This is a genomic window from Caproiciproducens puteiluti (assembly GCF_052442865.1).
Taxonomy (GTDB): Bacteria; Bacillota; Clostridia; order Oscillospirales; family Acutalibacteraceae; genus Caproiciproducens.
The window spans coordinates 2,022,380-2,041,385 of the sequence record NZ_CP194790.1 but is presented as its reverse complement, the minus strand read 5'-3'; the positions used below and the strand labels follow the sequence as shown (position 1 = coordinate 2,041,385).

The 19,006-nt window shown below is 48.4% G+C and carries 19 protein-coding genes, 5 tRNA genes and 1 pseudogene; 4 read left to right on the top strand and 21 right to left on the bottom strand.

The genetic code is table 11. The features are described from left to right. Positions 1 to 192 precede the first annotated feature (192 nt). The 3 genes from proC to ACRQU7_RS09925 all read left to right on the top strand — a co-directional run bounded on the left by proC (position 193) and on the right by ACRQU7_RS09925 (position 2,634). Positions 193 to 1,002 (top strand): pyrroline-5-carboxylate reductase, encoded by an 810-nt coding sequence (gene proC / locus ACRQU7_RS09935; protein ID WP_444640524.1) that lies wholly within the window; start codon positions 193 to 195, stop codon positions 1,000 to 1,002. A 69-nt stretch (positions 1,003 to 1,071) separates the two neighbouring features. Continuing rightward, positions 1,072 to 1,719, top strand: a complete 648-nt coding sequence (locus tag ACRQU7_RS09930) for a stage II sporulation protein M (RefSeq protein WP_141825235.1) — start codon at positions 1,072 to 1,074, stop codon at positions 1,717 to 1,719. 21 nt (positions 1,720 to 1,740) lie between these two features. Further along, positions 1,741 to 2,634: a tyrosine recombinase gene (locus tag ACRQU7_RS09925; RefSeq protein ID WP_444640522.1), complete on the top strand. Its 894-nt coding sequence runs from the start codon at positions 1,741 to 1,743 to the stop codon at positions 2,632 to 2,634. A 15-nt stretch (positions 2,635 to 2,649) separates the two neighbouring features. On the opposite strand, the gene ACRQU7_RS09920 is transcribed toward ACRQU7_RS09925, so the two are convergent. The 5 genes and pseudogenes from ACRQU7_RS09920 to ACRQU7_RS09900 form a co-directional block, all read right to left on the bottom strand. Continuing rightward, a complete protein-coding gene (locus ACRQU7_RS09920) occupies positions 2,650 to 3,675 on the bottom strand; it encodes a tyrosine recombinase XerC (RefSeq protein WP_444640520.1) in 1,026 nt (341 codons plus the stop codon). A 92-nt stretch (positions 3,676 to 3,767) separates the two neighbouring features. Beyond that, positions 3,768 to 4,271 (bottom strand): annotated as a pseudogene (locus tag ACRQU7_RS09915) (DUF6873 family GME fold protein); the annotation flags it as partial. Further along, complete coding sequence (locus tag ACRQU7_RS09910) at positions 4,207 to 4,551, bottom strand: DUF6873 family GME fold protein (RefSeq protein ID WP_444640518.1); 345 nt, start codon at positions 4,549 to 4,551, stop codon at positions 4,207 to 4,209. The pseudogene ACRQU7_RS09915 and the gene ACRQU7_RS09910, both read right to left, overlap by 65 nt. A 4-nt stretch (positions 4,552 to 4,555) precedes the next feature. Further along, positions 4,556 to 5,746, bottom strand: a complete 1,191-nt coding sequence (locus ACRQU7_RS09905; RefSeq protein WP_038324185.1) for an ABC transporter permease — start codon at positions 5,744 to 5,746, stop codon at positions 4,556 to 4,558. Then, the gene (locus tag ACRQU7_RS09900; RefSeq protein ID WP_141825231.1) at positions 5,739 to 6,719 is read right to left on the bottom strand and encodes an efflux RND transporter periplasmic adaptor subunit; all 981 of its coding nucleotides are present in this window, start codon (positions 6,717 to 6,719) and stop codon (positions 5,739 to 5,741) included. Before ACRQU7_RS09900 ends, ACRQU7_RS09905 begins: the two co-directional genes overlap by 8 nt. A 120-nt stretch (positions 6,720 to 6,839) precedes the next feature. Here ACRQU7_RS09900 and ACRQU7_RS09895 point away from each other — a divergent pair, with 120 nt between their 5' ends. Next, complete coding sequence (locus ACRQU7_RS09895) at positions 6,840 to 7,019, top strand: hypothetical protein (RefSeq protein WP_141825230.1); 180 nt, start codon at positions 6,840 to 6,842, stop codon at positions 7,017 to 7,019. On the opposite strand, the gene radA is transcribed toward ACRQU7_RS09895, so the two are convergent. The 16 genes from radA to ACRQU7_RS09815 form a co-directional block, all read right to left on the bottom strand. Beyond that, positions 6,976 to 8,346, bottom strand: a complete 1,371-nt coding sequence (gene radA, locus ACRQU7_RS09890) for a DNA repair protein RadA (RefSeq protein ID WP_444640515.1) — start codon at positions 8,344 to 8,346, stop codon at positions 6,976 to 6,978. The two genes, ACRQU7_RS09895 and radA, sit on opposite strands and share 44 nt — an antisense overlap. Before the next feature lie 65 nt (positions 8,347 to 8,411). Next, on the bottom strand, positions 8,412 to 9,140 hold the full coding sequence (locus ACRQU7_RS09885) for an N-acetylmuramoyl-L-alanine amidase (protein WP_444640513.1): 729 nt from the start codon (positions 9,138 to 9,140) through the stop codon (positions 8,412 to 8,414). 95 nt (positions 9,141 to 9,235) lie between these two features. Continuing rightward, positions 9,236 to 9,310: transfer RNA gene (locus ACRQU7_RS09880), tRNA-Cys, on the bottom strand. A 5-nt stretch (positions 9,311 to 9,315) separates the two neighbouring features. Beyond that, positions 9,316 to 9,391 (bottom strand) — tRNA-Gly (locus tag ACRQU7_RS09875). Between the two features lie 5 nt (positions 9,392 to 9,396). Then, positions 9,397 to 9,472 (bottom strand) — tRNA-Phe (locus tag ACRQU7_RS09870). Positions 9,473 to 9,475: 3 nt separating this feature from the next. After that, positions 9,476 to 9,552 (bottom strand) — tRNA-Asp (locus tag ACRQU7_RS09865). 9 nt (positions 9,553 to 9,561) lie between these two features. After that, a tRNA-Val gene (locus ACRQU7_RS09860) sits at positions 9,562 to 9,638 on the bottom strand. A 97-nt stretch (positions 9,639 to 9,735) separates the two neighbouring features. Next, complete coding sequence (gene hslO, locus ACRQU7_RS09855) at positions 9,736 to 10,623, bottom strand: Hsp33 family molecular chaperone HslO (protein ID WP_444640511.1); 888 nt, start codon at positions 10,621 to 10,623, stop codon at positions 9,736 to 9,738. Between the two features lie 13 nt (positions 10,624 to 10,636). Beyond that, positions 10,637 to 11,380 carry a class I SAM-dependent DNA methyltransferase gene (locus ACRQU7_RS09850; protein ID WP_444640509.1) on the bottom strand — a complete coding sequence of 248 codons (744 nt, stop codon included), beginning with the start codon at positions 11,378 to 11,380 and terminating at the stop codon, positions 10,637 to 10,639. Next, complete coding sequence (locus ACRQU7_RS09845) at positions 11,377 to 11,679, bottom strand: YerC/YecD family TrpR-related protein (protein WP_038324176.1); 303 nt, start codon at positions 11,677 to 11,679, stop codon at positions 11,377 to 11,379. Before ACRQU7_RS09845 ends, ACRQU7_RS09850 begins: the two co-directional genes overlap by 4 nt. A 129-nt stretch (positions 11,680 to 11,808) precedes the next feature. Continuing rightward, positions 11,809 to 12,396, bottom strand: coding sequence for a ribosome biogenesis GTP-binding protein YihA/YsxC (gene yihA, locus ACRQU7_RS09840; RefSeq protein WP_444640506.1), 588 nt, complete (start codon positions 12,394 to 12,396; stop codon positions 11,809 to 11,811). Between the two features lie 12 nt (positions 12,397 to 12,408). After that, on the bottom strand, positions 12,409 to 14,838 hold the full coding sequence (lon, locus tag ACRQU7_RS09835; protein ID WP_444640504.1) for an endopeptidase La: 2,430 nt from the start codon (positions 14,836 to 14,838) through the stop codon (positions 12,409 to 12,411). A 79-nt stretch (positions 14,839 to 14,917) separates the two neighbouring features. Then, positions 14,918 to 16,228, bottom strand: a complete 1,311-nt coding sequence (gene clpX, locus ACRQU7_RS09830) for an ATP-dependent Clp protease ATP-binding subunit ClpX (RefSeq protein WP_038324170.1) — start codon at positions 16,226 to 16,228, stop codon at positions 14,918 to 14,920. A gap of 17 nt (positions 16,229 to 16,245) precedes the next feature. Then, a complete protein-coding gene (gene clpP / locus ACRQU7_RS09825; RefSeq protein ID WP_038324168.1) occupies positions 16,246 to 16,833 on the bottom strand; it encodes an ATP-dependent Clp endopeptidase proteolytic subunit ClpP in 588 nt (195 codons plus the stop codon). 59 nt (positions 16,834 to 16,892) lie between these two features. Continuing rightward, on the bottom strand, positions 16,893 to 18,212 hold the full coding sequence (gene tig, locus ACRQU7_RS09820) for a trigger factor (protein ID WP_444640502.1): 1,320 nt from the start codon (positions 18,210 to 18,212) through the stop codon (positions 16,893 to 16,895). Between the two features lie 95 nt (positions 18,213 to 18,307). Continuing rightward, the gene (locus ACRQU7_RS09815) at positions 18,308 to 18,997 is read right to left on the bottom strand and encodes a metallophosphoesterase (protein ID WP_444640500.1); all 690 of its coding nucleotides are present in this window, start codon (positions 18,995 to 18,997) and stop codon (positions 18,308 to 18,310) included. Between the last annotated feature and the right edge of the window lie 9 nt (positions 18,998 to 19,006).

Below are 19,006 nucleotides of genomic sequence, written 5' to 3'. Positions count from 1 at the left end.
GAAAAATGCAAGCGTGCGTATTTTTATTCATAAGGTTTACATAATGCTTATTACATAATTTTTTATTAGTTTACATAATCAAGTTTACATAAATTATTTGAAAATGCATAAAAATAGTTTTCCTGTATATTTTTGTATTGCTAACTGGTAAAAAATGTATTATAGTATATAGTTACAAGGCAGGTGTTTTTTTTGAATGATAAAATACTGGGGTTTATCGGCGCCGGCAATATGGCAGGCGCTATTATTAATGGGATTGTCGGGACAAAAACCTTTCCGGCACAGCAGGTTTTTGTTTATGATATCAACCGGGAGAAGCGGGAAGCGCTGCGGCAAAAGGCGGGGATCCGGACCGTTGACTCGATTGAGCAGCTAATCGAAAAATGCGATATTGTTTTTCTGGCAGTCAAACCGCAGAATTTTGCAGAAGTATTGGCTTCGGTAAAACCTTTTGTAAATCAAAAAATTCTGTTTGTTTCTATTGCGGCGGGCATTTCAACGCACTATATCAACAGTGCTCTCGGCTGCCGGTGTCCGGTTATCAGGACCATGCCCAACACGCCCCTTCTCATCGGAAAGGGTGCAACCGCGTTAAGCAGGACGGAAAATGTAACGGACGAAGATTTTCAGCTGGTTCTGTCATTATTCGCCGCCTGCGGCACGGTGACGGTTTTGGGCGAAAGCCAGATGAACGCCGTCATTTCCGTAAACAGCAGCAGCCCGGCGTATATTTATCTGTTCGCCAAAGCGATGCTGGACAGCGCAGTCAAACAGGGGATCGCCGCCGACACAGCTTTGCAGCTGATCTGCCAGACGCTGGAGGGCAGTGCGGGGATGCTGCGCCAGCCGGAGCTGACCCCGGAAGCACTGATTAAAATGGTCTCTTCACCCGGCGGAACCACCTTAAAAGCATTGGACGTTTTTTATGAGCATCATTTTGAGCAAATCGTGGACGAGGCGATGAGGGCCTGTACAAAAAGAGCGGAAGAGCTGGGCAAGTAATCATATAACACAAATCATTCTCATACATTTATGAATGTATCCTTATATATATTAAGGGGATGTTTGAGTATGATTGTTGTAAAACACAGCTTTCGGCACAGGCCTGTTATCAACAGCAGGATTCTTTTAAAAGCACTGCGTGAAAATTATGTTCTGGTACTGTTCTCGCTTTCTTTGATCATCGGCATGATTTTTGGAGCGGTCTTCGCCAGAAATGCGGATTTCACCGCGTTAAATAAACTGGATTTTCTATTTTACAGCAATTATAAAGCCAGGGCTGTACAGCCCATTATCTCCATTTTCTCCGCTTCCTTTGCTTCGTCCTTTATTTTTATACTGGCCTGTTTTCTTTGCGGGCTTTCCGTGTGGGGGATGTTCATCATCCCTGCGGTCCTGTTTTTCCGGGGGTTCGGGCTGGGGCTGACATCCGGATATCTGTATGCGGCTTATGGCTTTATGGGCGTGTTGTTTAATCTGGTGGTTATTTTGCCCGGGGCATTTGTGTGCTGCCTTGCAATTCTGCTTGCGGCAAGGGAGGGGACACGATTTTCCCGAATGATTGCGTCTTGCAGTGTTGTATCTCAAAGAGGGACAATCAGCCCGCCGAAAATGAAGCCGTATTTACTGAACTTCGGCGTGATTCTGATGGTTGCTTTTCTGGCGGCGGTGATTGACGTTATATTTTCAGGATGTTTTGCGGGTATGTTTTCTTTTTAAAAATAGAGGGGATAGGACAAAATGAAGGACTACTGTTCGGATTTCAGCAATTATCTGGTCAATAAAAAGGCTGTGTCTGCAAACACACTGGATTCGTACATTCGCGACGTCGGACATTTCTTATCATTTCTGGATGAGAACGGGCTGGGCGATCCGGCTCAGGCGGATTCCGACTTTATCAATAAATATGTTGCAAATCTGACAGAATTAAAAAAGTCAAACGCTACGATTACGAGAAATGTCGCTTCCATCCGGTGCTTTTATCAGTATCTGATTATTACCGGCCAGACGGACAGCAATCCCGCAAAGGCCGTTAAACTGGAAAAGACGGTAAAAAAGCTCCCTCAGATCCTGACCGGCAAGGAAATCGAGCTTCTGCTGTCTCAGCCGGATACTCAGGAATCAAAGGGCTGCCGCGACAAAGCAATGCTGGAGCTTCTGTACGCAACCGGAATCAGGGCTTCGGAACTGGTTGATTTAAATATTCAGGATATCAATATCCACACGGGAATGCTGAGCTGCAAAAATGACAAAAGCGAACGGCTGATTCCGGTTTATCCCACGGCGGTAAATGCCATATCGGAATATATTATCAGAGTCAGGAGCCTGATTATCACGCCGGATGGGGGACAGGCACTCTTTACGAATCTGAACGGCCGCAGGCTTACCCGTCAGGGTTTCTGGAAAATCGTAAAAGGATATGCGGAAAAGGCGGGAATCGTCAAGGAAATTACTCCTCATACGCTTCGCCATTCCTTTGCTTTGCATCTGCTGGAAAACGGCGCGGAGCTGAAGGACATACAGATGATGCTCGGCCACGCGGATATTTCCTCCACACAGGTTTACGTACACTTATTGAATGATCATTTTAAAAAAGTGTATAACAACTGCCATCCGCGTGCAAAATTGGGTTAAATACAAAAGAACCGGTCATTCCGGTTCTTTTTTTATCGCCTTTTTGAAATCAACGGTACTGCGCTGCTTTACCTTCGACAGTGGATTTGCTTTTGCGGCGTTGGCCATCTGTTCGTCAGACAAATGAGTATAAATTTCAGTGGTACCCAAATTTTCATGGCCTAAAATATCTTTTAAGACCCGGATATCGACATGTCCGTGCTGATACATCAGGGTCGCCGCCGTGTGTCGGAGTTTATGTACGGAAAGGTTGCCGAGTTCAATTTCCGAAAGGTACTTTTTAACGAGATACTGTACGGTTTTCGGACTGATGCGCTTCTTCTGCTTACTGATGAACAGCGCGTTTTTGTCTATCAGAGCATCGTTGGGCCGCACCGCGACATATCGGTCGATCGCGTCAAGGCAGGCGTCGTTCAGATAAACGATCCGTTCCTTGTTGCCCTTGCCGACGATCCTGACCGTCGACGTGCCGTGGCGGACATCGCTCAGATTCAGGCCGACCAGTTCGGACAACCGCATGCCACAGTTTAAAAACAATGTCAGGATACAGTAGTCCCGTTCTTTGGTAGGGCCGTCCACTTTGGACAAAAGCTCCAGACTTTGCTCCAAAGTCAGATATTTCGGCAAAGCTTTCCTTTGCTTGGGCGTTTCCAGCTCCTGAACCGGGTTTACAGCCAGTTTGCCGGTCTTATTCGTCAGATATTTAAAAAAAGTCCGTAAACTGGAAACCTTTCTGGATCGGGTCGAAGCTTTGTTCTGGCGCTCTGTGGACAGATAATTCATGTACTCAAAAACATGTGTCAGAGTAATGGTTTTAATGAGATCAAGATCAATGTCGGAAATACTGATTTCCTCGAAATCGATTTCCGGCGGTACAAGGTTCCGGGATTTTTTAATATACCTGAAAAACGTACGTAAGTCAAGATAGTATTCATCAACGGTTTTTGGAGATTTTCCTTTAATTGTTCCGACGTATCCCAGAAATTCTTTGATGACCGGCGGCGCTTCAGCCATCCATTCAGATTTTATTTCTGATTTCATGAGCCATTCAAATCCTTTCTTCGGCTTTTTCAGTCCCCTTAATTATACAAAATATTCATTTTGTATAATTATATCGTTTTTTTATGGGGCAGTCAAGGATTTTCTATTTCTTTCCAAGGTTTCTTTTCCGATACGGTTTTTAACGGAAGGATTCCCCCAATGTCCAGCAGCGGACCTTTCGTCAGAGAAATCAATTCCACCTTTTTCTGATCGCAGAAGCTTTTCATACCACAATAATCAGGATGATTTTGGATGCTGCCTGTAAAAGCCAGTTTTCCTTTCCCGATCATTCCGCAGGCGCCTCCAAGAAACCCATATTCGTATCCCTCTAAATTTACATAGCCCGGAGTAATTTTCAGAACATCCATCCTCATTCTTTCCGCCGCTTCCGCTATGGACGGGTCCGCCGTAATCACGGACCGGCTATCGACGATCACCGTGGAACATTTCACGTATCCTTGCCTTACGTCCGTTATTTCTATCCGGTTCGCTCTGCAGTAATCATAAATCGTGCCGTCCATGGCCTTCCAGTTAGCCAATAACCGGTTTCCGACACGAGCGCAATTTAAAATAACATCCTGCGGATAAGAATTGGAAAATACATTTGTTCGAACAGGATACCTCGAACCCCAATTGTTCCAGTCTTATTTTTAAGTCCTCTTCCCCATTTGCCGCAACGATTCGATTGCCGCCCAGGTGGTGCAGCAGCATATCGGCGTGACAGCATACCGGCCTGCTCAAAGCCTTACACGGTTTTACCGGAAGAACCTCTATATTCCGCGCTCTGAGCGCGTCCGTAACTGCTTGATATGTACCGGACACGGCCGCTGCGGCCACGTCCGACTCCGGAAGGTTCGGAGTTTGGATAAAACCCATATTTTTACTCCTGTCTGAGCGCGTCGACGGGCTTCAGCCTTGACGCTTTATATGCCGGATAAACCCCGAAAACAGTGCCGGATGCAAGGGAGAATTCTACCGCGATCATCATGATATCCGCTCTTGTACTCAGCTCTACGCCAAAATATTCGGCGCCGGCGAAGGAAATGATATATCCGGCCGCGATACCGCAGACGCAGCCGATCAGGGATATCAGAACAGCCTCGAACATAAATTCCAGCATGATGGAGCTTTGCTTTGCCCCAATCGCTTTCTTGATTCCAATTTCCCGCGTCCGTTCGTTGACCGAAACCAGCATGACGGTCATGATGCTCAGGCTTGCCACCAATAAAGAAACGGAGCCTACCGCGGAAAGAATCAGAGTAATAATTCCCAGCATATTGGTAAGGCTATCCTTTTGCTTAGCAAGATTATTGGATACAAACGCGTCCGCCGTTCCGTTATCGCGGTTGAGCGTGTCTACGATTGTTTTTCCGATGCTCTCTACATTGCCGCCAGATTTCACTTTGACCACAATCTGGTCGAAATCGTTTCTTCCGGATGTGGCCTGAATCGTGGTGTAAGGAACATAGACGAATGTGGGGATATAATTTCCGATAATGTTCTGCAAAAGGCCGCTGCCGGTTTTAATAATCCCGATCACCTTATAATTTTCTTCGACTCCGCCGCTCATAATGGACACTGTTTTCCCGATGATATTGCTTCTCATATAAGTGCTTTTTGAAAAAGCTTCATCTACCAAACATACGTTTGATCCCGTGCTGATATCTTCGGAATTGAACAGCCGACCGTACAGCAGATTAATGGAAATAATCTGGCTTGCATTGGTGTCTATCCCCCACACCAGAGCTTTGGAACTCAATTTTCTGGCCGAGATATCCGTGCTTTCCACCATCACGGGGGCTGCCTGTTCCACCTCTTCACACCGCTTGATGATACTCAGGTCATCTTCATTGAGAGAAACCGGGGCGGTGGTATCCGACGAAGAGGAAATGGTAAGACCGCTCAGGCCGAGGCTTTCCAGCTCGTTGCTGAGCGCGTTGGTTCCGCACTGGCTGATATTGCCGATGATCACGACAGAGGCCACACCGATCGCGATTCCCAGTATGGTAAGCACTGTCCTGACCCGTTTTCTGCCTAAATTCTGAAACGCAGATTTCACATAGTCAATCATCGGAGCTCACCGAACTTTCTTTGGGAATGACGTGAGCCCCGTTTGACACGGAATCCGGATTGGCGATGACTTCATCGTTTTCGGACAGGCCGCTGGTTATTTCAAAACCGTCGTCAAATTCCCTGTTGGTCACCACAGGGGTTTTGACGGCTTTCTTTTCTTTTAACTTGAACACATACTCATTTCCGTTTTTATCGGCTCTGACGGCGTTGTAGGGCGCAATAAGCACATCGGGGTTTTCAGATGTAATAATTTTTGCCTTCGCGGTATAACCGGGCTTGATATCGCTCCCCGGTTTTTCGACGCTGACGATTACCTCTACCACCGTTTCCTGCCCGGTTGTGGAAACCATCTGTTTCGCTTCGGCGGAAATGCTTTTGACAGTGCCGGTATATGCCGTGTTTTTAAATCCTACGCCGGTAATAATCGCCTTTTGCCCCTTTTTTATGTCGGAAATCTGCGATTCATTGACCGAAAGCCTTACCTGAAGCATATCGGAGCTGTCCGATATGACCGCGACCGGGGTGCCGGCCTGGACATAGCCCTGATTGGCAACCGATAGCGACGTGATTTTTCCCTCGTACGGAGAAGTAATCGTCCTGGTCGTAATCTGGCTTTGTCCGCTGTATTGATTGAGAAGGCTTTCGTACGTTCCGCCCAATTCGGAATCGGAAGAACTGGAAGAATCGGAAGCGGAGGAAGGTACCTGGATGTCCATTAAGCGCTGTCCCTGAGTGACCTTGTCCCCCAGCTGGACATAAACCTGGCTGACAAAAGCCGCGGACGGCGAGTAGACGTTGTGCATCGAAACCCGCTCTACCCTGCCGCTGCACGTCACAGAATTTTCGACTGTAACCGGGTTTACCTTTACAATACTGACAGGAACGACGGAATTTCGCGAAAAAACACCCCATGTGAAAACTCCCACGACCATCATAACTGTAAAGGATAATAGCATTACATACTTCTTCATTCTCATTCCCCCATTCCTGTTTATTCTGTGATGGAAGAGGGAAAATATTAGTTCAATTTTAAGTAAAGCAATGAATAATTTTCACGCTTATCCCCCAAAATATAATTGAGGTGAACATAAATGAGCATCATTCAATGTGATGAAGACTGTATTTATCAGCATGACGGCTACTGCAGTCTGGAAATGCCCTCCGCAATTACCAATTATACCGGCGACGGCTGTGTGCACTGCATCAAGGTCACTCCCCGGGCTCCTGTCAGCAACCAGATAAAGCCTCAAACGCCTCCCTCACGCCTTTGACACCGATCAGTTGAATACCGTTTCCTTTGACGTTGACCTGCTTCAGGCTGTGAAAGGGCAGAATGCATTTTGTAAAGCCCAGCCGGGCAGCCTCGCTGATTCTGGCGTCGACATGGGTAACGGCGCGTATTTCCCCGGCAAGGCCGATCTCGCCGAATACAATGGCGTCGTCGCTGACGGGGATATCCTTCAGACTGGACACGAGCGACATGGCTACCGCAAGGTCGGCCGCGGGCTCGTCCAGCCTTAGTCCTCCTACAACATTGACATAAGCGTCCAGATTGGAAAAATAGTATCCCGCCCGTTTTTCAAGCACGGCAAGCAGCAGAGACATTCGGTTGTAATCAAAACCGGTCGACATCCTTCTGGGATTTCCAAAGCCGGTCGTCGTTGCAAGTCCCTGTATTTCGGCCAGAATCGGGCGGGAACCTTCTATTACGCAGGTGACGCAGGTCCCCGATACATTTTTCGGCCTTCCGTCAAGCAGAGCGAGCGAAGGGTTGTCCACCTGATGCAGCCCGTTGTCGCCCATGTCAAACACGCCGATCTCATTGGTGGAACCGTACCGGTTCTTTGCGGCCCGCAGAATACGGTAGGACATTTGGCGGTCTCCCTCAAAATAAAGTACCGCGTCAACGATATGCTCCAGCACCTTCGGTCCCGCGATGGCCCCGTCCTTATTGACATGGCCGACAAGAATGGTTGGGATCTCCAGCGCTTTTGCGGTGTGCATCACAGCGTTGGTGCATTCCCTCACCTGTGTAACGCTGCCGGGCGACGAATTCAGATCGGTGTTATTCATCGTCTGGATGGAATCAATCATCACCAGATCGGGTTTTTGGGCTCTCATTTGCTCTATAACGCATTGAATGTCTGTTTCGGTCAGGATATAGAGATTGTCGCTTTGAACGCCCAGACGGGCCGCACGGAGCTTTATTTGACGGTTTGATTCTTCTCCCGATACATATAGGATCTTCAGGGATCGCCCGAGATATTCGCAGATCTGCAGAAGGATCGTCGATTTGCCGATTCCCGGCTCTCCGCTGATCAGGATCAGGGAGCCTTTTACAATCCCGCCGCCAAGCACTCTGTCCAGCTCCGTTAAACCGGTATGGTAGCGGGCTTCCTCTGCGGTGCTGATTTCATTGATGGAAACGGGGACGATGCTTTTACGCGCCGCACCCACAGAATTCTTTTGGACGGCCGGTTCCCTGATTTCTTCTGTCATCGTGTTCCACTGCCCGCAGCCGGGACATTTTCCGAACCATTTTGCAGATTCAAATCCACACTCGGAGCAGATATAAATACTTTTTGATTTGGAAGCCATTTTTAGTTCCTCTTATTTCCTCTGTTTTTTAAATTATAGCCCAACATGTGGACGAATACAAGACACTACTCCACGGAATGAAGGTAATCCAGCAGTCCGCTGTAGACACAAAATGCCATTTGCTGCTGATAGGTTTTGTCATTCAGTTTTGCAGCCTCGGAATCATTGGAAAGGAAACCGCATTCGACCAGCACAGCGGTGACTTTTGTGTTCCACAGCAGATAAATGGAACTGGTGGCGGGCTTTGTCTCCCGCTTGTTTTCCGGCTGTATCAGCTCTACAATCCGGCTTTTGATATTTTCGGCTAGGATTTTACTTCCGTCGGTATTTTTTGAGTAGAAGATCTGCGCTCCGCTGTAGCGGCTTTCCGTGAAGTGGTTTTGATGAATGCTGATAAAGATGCAGTCGCCCTGCTCCTCAATGATTTTCAGGCGGTTATGGAGGTCGCTGACCTTTCGTTCCCGCACGGTGTCAAGGTGATCGTCACAAATGGAAGCATCCGCGGTCCTTGTCATTACGACACGCATCCCGGAGCTTTTCAAAAGTTTTTCCAGTTGCAGGGCAATTGCCAGGTTAATATCCTTTTCAAGCGCGGAGTTTTTTCCCGTAGCTCCCCCGTCTTCCCCACCGTGGCCCGGGTCGAGCACAATGACGGGATTGCGTTTTTCCGCCAAGGCCAATGCCATTTTATCGATTTTATTATAGGAGATGTAGGACAGCAGCAAAAAAGCAAGACAGCATAAAACCAGGACGGCTATCGGTATAAAATATGTTTTGACTTCTTTCTCATTCAACGCAATCACCCCATGCAATCTATATGCATGGGGTGATATCGATATTAAAAAAGTCCGTAAAACAAAAACTTGTTTTACGGACTTTTTCCTTTGTTTGGAGGCGTCACCCAGATTTGAACTGGGGAATCAGGGTTTTGCAGACCCATGCCTTACCACTTGGCTATGACGCCAAAAATGGAGCGAACGACGAGGCTCGAACTCGCTACCTCCACCTTGGCAAGGTGGCGCTCTACCAGATGAGCTACATTCGCATGCTTGGTGCCTCCGGGCGGAATCGAACCACCGACACGGGGATTTTCAGTCCCCTGCTCTACCAACTGAGCTACAGAGGCAAATGGCGACTCGGATCGGGATCGAACCGACGACCTCTAGCGTGACAGGCTAGCGTTCTAACCAGCTGAACTACCGAGCCAACTTGAAGTGGTGGGAACAATAGGACTCGAACCTATGACCCCCTGCTTGTAAGGCAGGTGCTCTAACCAGCTGAGCTATGCTCCCATTCGCGTGTGCCGCATTCATCAGCGACGTGTTATATAATACTATATATTGTGCCAGTTGTCAACACTAAAATTACATTTTTTTCATTTTCCCCGGATTATTTTGCTTGCTTTTTTTCCGCAAGCTCTTCCAGTTCCTGCTTCGACAGCTGATAGGTATGACCGCAGTACTGACACTTCGCCTCGGCAAAGCCTTTCTCATCCGCCAGTGACAGAATATCCTCCGGTTTCAGTGTTGAAATCGCACGGAGCACACGTTCCTTGCTGCAATTGCAGACATAACCGATTTGAAATTCATCCAGAATTTCCATTTCAAAGCCTTCCAGCACGGTCTTACACATCTCTTCAATCGACATTCCCGCGGCCAGCATGGTTGTGACCGGTTTTAATCCGCTTGCATTTCGTTCCAGCCTGTCTATGGCCGCCTGATCCGCTCCGGGCAAAACCTGTATCAGCATCCCGCCCGCAAGGAGCTGGCGGCTGTCCGCTTTGTCTAGCAATACCCCCAGCGCGCAGACGGTGGGAACCTGTTCGCTGACGACATAATAATTGGTAAGATCCTCCGCGATTTCTCCGGATTTAATTTCCACATGGCCAATATAAGGGCTTCCCTCGCCAAAATCGCGTATCACACCCAGAATACCGTCCGCACCTACCGCCGTGCCGACATCGAGCTTTCCGTTCGGCTTGAGCGGCAGTTCAACTGCGGGATTGTCAACGCAGCCCCGGCAGTTGCCGTGGCTGTCCGCAATGGCGATCACTGTGCCCAAAGGTCCTCCCCCGTTGATTTTCAGCGTAAGGGAAGCGTTCTCCTTTTTCAGCATCGAGCCCATCAGGGAAGCGCCCGTGAGCAGCCTGCCGAGCGCCGCGGTTGCGACCGGGCTGGTGCCGTGAATCTGCTGGGCTGTGGCAACCAGGTAGGTGGAATCCACGGCGGCTGCCATGATACTGCCGTCGGAGGTAATGCATCTGATCATTCTATCCATATTAAAAATCCTTTTATTTTATCTTTCTTGCTGCAACGACAATTCGTTCCGTTTGATCGTCCGGTTTTTCAAAACTGAGTTCACGAAATAAACCCACGGTTTCCAGCCCCGCTTTGGACAGCATGGAAACAATCAGTTCCGAATCGTAAGCGCGCTCATAAAAGTGCTCGGAGCTTCTGTGGTAGGCTTCCCCTTCCCGGCCAAAAAAGTCCAGAGTAATTCCGACCCGGCCGGTCTTTTCTTCAAAGCGGTTCTGCCAGACACAGTAAACGTCGTCTGTGTCGTAAACGTATGTCTGATTTCCGAGAACATACCGGTGCTTATACAGTGTATTCATATCAAAAACAAAATATCCGCCCGGATTCAGAAAAAGCGAAACACGGGAAAACGTCTTCATTACATCGCTTTCACGGGTCAAGTGGTTGATGCTGTCCAGCATACAGATCACCGTATCGACCGTGCCGTACAGGTCGATATTCTGCATCTGCTGACGCAAAAAAAGAATATCCAGCCCACGGTCCGCCGCCTTTTGCTTTGCAACCGAAAGCATGGACTCGGAGCCGTCGATTCCGTAAATATCGATTCCCCGCTCAGCCAGTTCAATGGTAAAGCTGCCTGTGCCGCAGGCCAGATCGAGCGTCAGTCCGGCCTTATGGTCCAGCCTGTCCAGCAAACCGATCAGATACTCCGCCCGTTCCGGATAACTGACATTTTGTGTAAGACTGTCATAGTAAAGGGCAAAAGACGAATAACTCATTTGCTCTTTTCGTCTTTGTCGATCCTGTTAAATACCAGCTCATAGCCGTCGCAGCCGTAGTTCAGCGAGCGGTTGACTCTGCTGATGGTAGCTGTGGAAGCGCCGGTTTTGGCAACGATGTCGCTATAGACCCGCTTGGTGCTCAGCATATGGGCCACAAGCAGGCGCTGCGACATTGCCTTTATCTCCGGTACTGTGCATAGGTCCTCAAAAAAATTATAACATTCGTCAACCGTCTTTAAAGAAAGAATCGCTTTAAACAAAAAGTCCACACTCTCATCTTTAATTTTTGAATTCAAACGGTTTCACTCCTTATTTTAATTTAATAGGATAAAATTCTAACACACAAAAGTCCAAAAGTAAAGCGAATCAGGGCGGACATCAAGTTAGCTATGTACCGTTTACAGCGACAGGCTTGGAAACGGTTTTTAAGAATGATCGCAAATCTTCGAAATGATATTCCGAATCTCCTCCACTCCTTCCCCATTGACCGACGAAAAAGGAATCAGCTTCAGTCCCTCGGCCTGACTGAACATCTCCTGGAATAGCCGAAGCTGATTCATTCGTTCCGTCTTGTTCAGCTTGTCGCTTTTTGTAGCGGCAATCAGAAAATGCGTGCCCGAATTTATTAGATATTCGATCATATCCAGATCGTCGGCAGAAGGACTGTGCCTCATGTCGATAATCTGGATGACAAGCCTGACATTGCGTTGTGCGCTGAAATAGCCTTCGACCAGTTCAGACCAGCGCTTTTTTTCCGACTGAGAGACTTTCGCGTAGCCATAACCCGGCAGATCCACCAATCTGCAAGTCTGCAAATTGTAAAAATTAATGGTTCCTGTTTTCCCGGGTTTCGCGCTGACCCTGGCAAGGGATTTACGGTTGACCAGTTTATTGATCAGAGAAGATTTTCCCACATTGGACCGTCCGGAAAATACGATTTCCGGGACGGTGGATTCTGGCAGCTGATCCGGTCTCCCCGCCGCGAATTCAAATAAAGCTTTATCAAAATTCAATGCTTCACCCCGTTACTGCGGAATGCCGGGCGTCAGAATCGCCGGCTGGCTGGAAGCATTCATCGGAACAATCGAATCCGTGTTCTCTTCCTTTTTATTTTCCGGCATTCTGGTTAAAGCCGCTTCAAGCACCTGGTCGATTTTCTCAACCGGCAGAAAATCCACCGCGTTTTTTACCACAGCGTCAATTTCAGCCAGATCAGAAACGTTGTCGGCCGGAATAATGACCGTCTTGATTCCCGAACGGTAAGCGGCCATCGTTTTTTCCTTTAACCCGCCAATAGGAAGCACCCTGCCCAGTAAAGTAATTTCCCCTGTCATTGCGACATCGTGCCGGATCGGGATGTTGGTCAGCGCGGAGGTAATCGCGGTCGCCATTGCGGTTCCGGCAGACGGTCCGTCCTTGGGAATGGCCCCCTCCGGCGCGTGGATATGAATATCGTATTTGCTGTAGAAATCATGGCAGATGCCGAACGAATCGGCCCTGGTCCGGATGCAGCTGATCGCGGTTCGGGCGGACTCCTTCATCACATCGCCCAGTGAGCCGGTCAGCTCGATTTTTCCCGTGCCGTCCATTACTGCCACTTCAATCGGAAGAATCTCACCGCCGACGCTGGTCCACGCAAGACCGTTAACCAGACCGACCATATCGGATTTCACAAGTTCGTCTTTTTTGAACCTCTTCGGACCCCAAAGGTCCTCCAGATTCTCCGGCTTGACAACGATTTTCGTCTGGTTGTCTCCCACGATCTTTTTCGCGCATTTTCTGCAGATGGAAGCGATCTGACGTTCCAGATTACGTACACCGGCTTCTCTGGTATAGCCGTCAATCAGCTCGTGAACGGCGGCCGGAGTCACCTTCAGCATTTTGGAATTGATCCCGTGTTTCTTGAACTGCTTCGGAATCAGGTGCTTCAGGGCGATGTTGTACTTTTCCTCATGGGTATAGCTTCCAAGGGTAATCACGTCCATTCTGTCCAAAAGGGGCTCCGGAATGGCGCTGTAATCGTTGGCGGTGGTAATGAACATCACCTTGCTCAGGTCAAACGGCATATCAATATAGTGATCGAAGAAGGAAGAATTCTGCTCCGAGTCCAGCACTTCCAGCAAGGCGGATGCAGGATCGCCGCGGAAATCGTTTCCTAATTTATCGATTTCATCCAGCAGGATCAGCGGATTGTTTGTGCCGGCCTGCTTCATGGCGGAGATAATCCGTCCCGGCATGGAACCCACGTATGTCTTTCTGTGTCCCATGATATCGGATTCATCCCTCACGCCGCCGAGCGACACGCGTACATAATTGCGCCCGATGGCCTTGGCGATCGAACGGGCGATGGATGTTTTGCCGACGCCCGGAGGACCCACCAGACAGATAATCTGCCCTTTGATATCGGGGGCAAGCTTTTTGACAGCCAGAATTTCAATAATCCGTTCCTTTACCTTTGTCAGGCCGAAATGGTCGCGGTCAAGCACCTTCTGTGCTTTTGCAAGGTCGATATGCTCACGGCTCGCGGCGTTCCACGGCAGTTCCAGACAGGTTTCCACATAGCTGACGATCACGCTTGCTTCGTGGGAACCGTAGGGCATTTTGGAAAGCCGGTCGCATTCCTTCAGCAGCTTCTCATTCTGGAGCTTGGGAAGCTTCATTTTCATGATGCGCTCCCGCAGATCGTCGGCCTCGTTCAGCGGGCTGTCGTCGTCTCCAAGCTCGTTGGAGATGGCCTTCATTTGCTCGCGCAGAAAATATTCGCGTTGATTTTCGTCAATCTGTTCCTTTGCCTTTTCACTGATCTGGCTTTCAATGGAAAGCACCTGAATTTCATTCTTTAAAATCTCATTCAGCTTTTCCAGCCTTTTTACCGGATGGAGCTCCTCCAGAATTGCCTGTTTCTGCTCATAGTCGAGCATGATGTTGGAGGTGATATAGTCCGCAAGCTCTCCGCAGTTTTTCTTTTGCACCACGCCAATGATAATATCCGGAGGGATACGGCTGTAATTTTGAATATATTCTTCAAAAAGCGTCTGCGTGTAACGGATCAACGCCTCGGTTTTATGGCTGGTCCGGTACGATTTGGTTTCGCTTGAAACGATTTCGGCAAGAATAAAAGGGTTTTCGCTGGTAACGGAGGAAATTTCAGCGCGGTACATTCCTTCTGCAAAAAGCCGTACGCCCTCGTCGGTATGGCGGATCACCTGTTTGATTTTCGCCACGATTCCCATTTTATAAAGATCCTCGCCGCCCGGTTCGTTTGTATTTAAATCCTTTTGGGCAACCAGAAAAATCTGCTGATTTTCTTCCATCGCCTGGGAAAGAGCCAATATGGACTTTTTTCTTCCCACATCAAATTGCAGAAGCATGCCCGGGAAAATAACCAGTCCCCTGAGCGCGAGCACAGGGATGGAGATATTTTCAATTTTCTTCAGTTCTTGATTTGTACTCATAGTTTGCTCCTTGGCAGAAAAGGCTGTTGCAAGTGGACAACAAAAAGTCTGCCACGTGCAACAGCCAAGATTTCTATCGTTATGACGCTGTATCCTTACGGCCGCGCTTCCTGGGAGTTGTTATTTTAATCCTGACCGGTTTGCGGTCCTGATTATACACGATCTCCGGTTCCGTGCCCTGATTCACCGTATCCGCGGTAATGGTGACCTTTTCAACGGTGTAGTCAGACGGGACCTTATACATGAGATTGGTTAACAAATCCTCCATGATGGATCTCAGCCCTCTTGCGCCCGTGCGGCGGTCAATGGTCTTTTTGGCAATTGCTTTCAGTGCGTCGGGTTTAAACTCCAGCTCAACCTTATCCAGCTGAAACAGCTTCTTGTACTGATTGATCAAGCAGTTTTTCGGCTCAGTCAAAATTCTTACAAGAGCGTCCTCATCCAGTCCGTTGAGCGCGGCAATGACAGGCACACGGCCGACCAGTTCAGGAATCAATCCGTATTTCACCAGATCATGCGGCACAACATCCTGCATCCAGGCTGTGGAATCAAGCTCCACCTTGCTTTTGACCTGTGCGCCGAAGCCCATAGCGGAGGATGCCGTGCGTTTCTGAACAATCTTATTCAGGCCGTCAAAAGCTCCGCCGCAGATAAACAGGATATTGGAGGTATCGATCTGCAAAAATTCCTGCTGGGGATGTTTTCTGCCGCCCTGCGGGGGAACGTTGGAAACAGTTCCCTCCAGAATCTTCAGAAGAGCCTGCTGTACTCCCTCTCCGCTGACGTCACGTGTAATGGAGGGATTTTCGGACTTTCTGGCGATCTTGTCGATTTCATCGATATAGATAATACCGCGTTCGGCTTTTTCAATATCGAAATCCGCGGCCTGGATTAAACGAAGCAGGATATTTTCAACGTCTTCGCCGACATAGCCGGCTTCCGTCAATGTGGTGGCGTCCGCAATCGCAAACGGAACATCCAGTATCTTTGCCAACGTCTGCGCCAGCAGAGTTTTTCCCACACCGGTCGGGCCGAGCAGCAGCACGTTGCTTTTTGTCAGTTCTACGTCGTCTTTACCGTAATAGATTCTTTTGTAGTGATTATAGACCGCAACAGAAAGCGCAACCTTTGCTTTTTCCTGTCCAATCACATATTCATCCAGCTGTTTTTTGATTTCATGCGGTTTGGGAAGTTCGGCCGAAGCTTCACTGTAGTTGGATTTTCGGTTGGATAGGTTTTTTTCGTCGTCAAGGATCGACATGCACAGCTCTATGCATTCATCACAGATATATACACCGGGACCTGCAATCAGACGGCGCGCTTCATTTTGCGGTTTTCCGCAGAACGAGCAGCAGATTCCTCTGTCCTTGATATCGTCATTATTTGGCATCTAATTAATCACCAACCTCAACTCATCGAATTGTAGATGACCTTGTCGATCAGGCCATATTTCGCGGCAGCCTCCGCCGTCATAAAATTATCGCGCTCGGTATCTTTCGCAATAACTTCAATCGGCTGTCCCGTTCTCTCAGCAAGGATTTCATTCAGCTTCTTCTTGGTGGCAATAATGTGGTCGGCGTGGATCATCACATCAGTCGCCTGACCCTGTGCGCCGCCGCTTGGCTGATGAATCATAATATCGCTGTTGGGAAGAGCGTACCGTTTGCCTTTGGTACCCGCCGCAAGCAGGAACGCGCCCATGCTGGCAGCCATACCCATGCAAATGGTGGAAACGTCGCATTTAATATACTGCATCGTATCGTAAATTGCCAATCCCGCGGTTACGGACCCTCCCGGGCTGTTGATATAAAGGCTGATATCCTTCGACGGATCCTGGCCCTCAAGATATAAAAGCTGAGCAACCACCAGACTGGAAGTGGTATCGTTTACCTCTTCCGTAAGCATTACGATTCTGTCATTCAGCAGGCGTGAAAAAATATCATAGGAACGTTCTCCCCTGTTTGTCTGCTCAATAACATATGGGACTAAACTCATTATTGCGTACCTCCAATAAAACTAAACAATAAATTAATAATTGGCAGGAAGGACTTTTCTTATTCAGCAGTTTTTGCAGTTTCGGAAGTATCTTCTTTTTCCGTTACAACTGCGCTGTCACGAACGAGGTTGATTGCTTTTTCAACGGAGATATCTTTCGCCAGTTCCTCTTTGGGGATAAAGGTCTTTACCTTTTCAGCGTCGATTTCATAGCCCTTGGCAAGCTTTTCAAACTCTGCTTCGATTTCTTCCTCGGTCGGATGAATGTCTTCCAGCTGGGCGATCTTTTCGAGCGCCAGACGGACCTTTACCGCGCGTTCCGCCTGCGGCTGGAACTGCTTGCGGATAGAATCCTTGTCCATACCCGTGTACTGCAGGTATGTATCGAGGTTCAGGCCCTGGGACTGAAGACGGTACCCGAATTCACGGATATCCTCGTTGATTTTGTTTTCATACATCGCCTGCGGAATTTCGGCTTTGAGATTCTCGACCAGCTTATTGATCAGCTGATTTTCCACATCGTCCTTTACCTTCTTTTCCTCGGCTTCGGTTAGCTTTGCTTTAATGTCTTCCCTGTATTTATCGAGCGTATCGAAATCGCTGACATCCTTGACAAAGTCGTCGTCAACTTCCGGCAGCTCCTTCATTTTGATTTCATGCAGCTTGATTTTGAAAACAGCGTCCTTACCGGCCAGATCCTTTGAGTGGTAATCCTCCGGGAACTTTACATTTACATCAAATTCGTCGCCTGTTTTATGGCCCACAACCTGCTCTTCAAAGCCCGGGATAAACTGGCCCGCACCGAGAGTAAGGCTGTAGTTTTCCGCTTTGCCGCCGTCAAAAGCAACGCCGTCCACGGAACCGTCAAAATCAATGACGGTAATATCGCCGTTCTGGGCCGCTCTGTCTTCTACGGTTACCATTCTGGAATTGCGCTCCTGAACCTTCTTGATCTCTGCGTCAATGTCCTCATCGGTTACTTTAACCGGATTTTTGGCTGCGGTCAAGCCTTTATATTCATCAATTTCCACTTCCGGCTTTGTTGTGACGGTCGCTTTAAAAACAACGCCTTCCTTGCCGGCGGAAACCAGATCAAAATCAATTTTATCCTCGATCATTTCGAGTTTCGCCTCGTTGATAGCCGCATCCAGCGCGTCGGGGTAAACCGCATTGATCGCATCCTCATAAAACACCTGCTCGCCGTAATACTTCTCAACAAAAGCACGGGGAGCCTTTCCCTTACGAAAGCCGGGAATCGCAATTTTTTTGTTTTCTTTATGATATGCCTGATCAAGCGCTTTTTCAAATATAGCAGCGTCTACTGCAACCTCAAGCTGGTAACGGTTTGTATCAACCTTATTGGACGATTTTAAGCTCATTATTAACTTCCTCCTGCAAAATGCAAATTATCTAAATTATTATAGCACATGGAAAATAAATATTCTATATATTAGATAAAATATTCAAAAATTGTTCACTTCACCGGCACCGGTATGAATTTCAGGTAGTCGCAGGAAATCAAATGCATTTTGATTCCGTCATAAACCCCGGTGATTGCCCGGCGGGCCGCCTGATTCCCGTGAATATGTCCGAAGTAGCATTCCGTGATGCCGTGCGACTTTAACACGTCAAGGATCTCTTTGCACTCCGCCCCGTCGTAGACAGGCGGGTAGTGCAGAAACACGACCGGCTTTATCCCCATCCTTTCCGCCTCGTTGATCGAGGTATTGAGACGGCCGGCCTCGCGGTTGACAATTTTGATATCCTCCGCGGTTTCGGAATTGTACAGCCACCCGCGCGTACCGCAGACCGCAATATCCCCGACGGCCACCGCGTTGTTGTGAATAATACTGATGGAATCCAGCCCGTGCACCTTCAGAAAATCGTCAATCTTCTTTTTTGTGGCCCACCAGTAATCGTGGTTGCCCTTCAAAAACAGCTTGCGGCCGGGCAGGGAATGAATGAACTCGAAATCCTTCACCGTTTCCTCGAGTTTCATCGCCCATGAAATATCCCCCGCGACGACAACGGTGTCGTCTTCGCCGACCACAGCGCGCCAGTTTTTTTCAAGACGGACGGTATAGTCCCGCCAACCTTCAAATACGTCCATTGGTTTGTCACAGCCAAGGGACAGATGCAGGTCTGCAATAGCAAATAGTGACATGTGATCCTC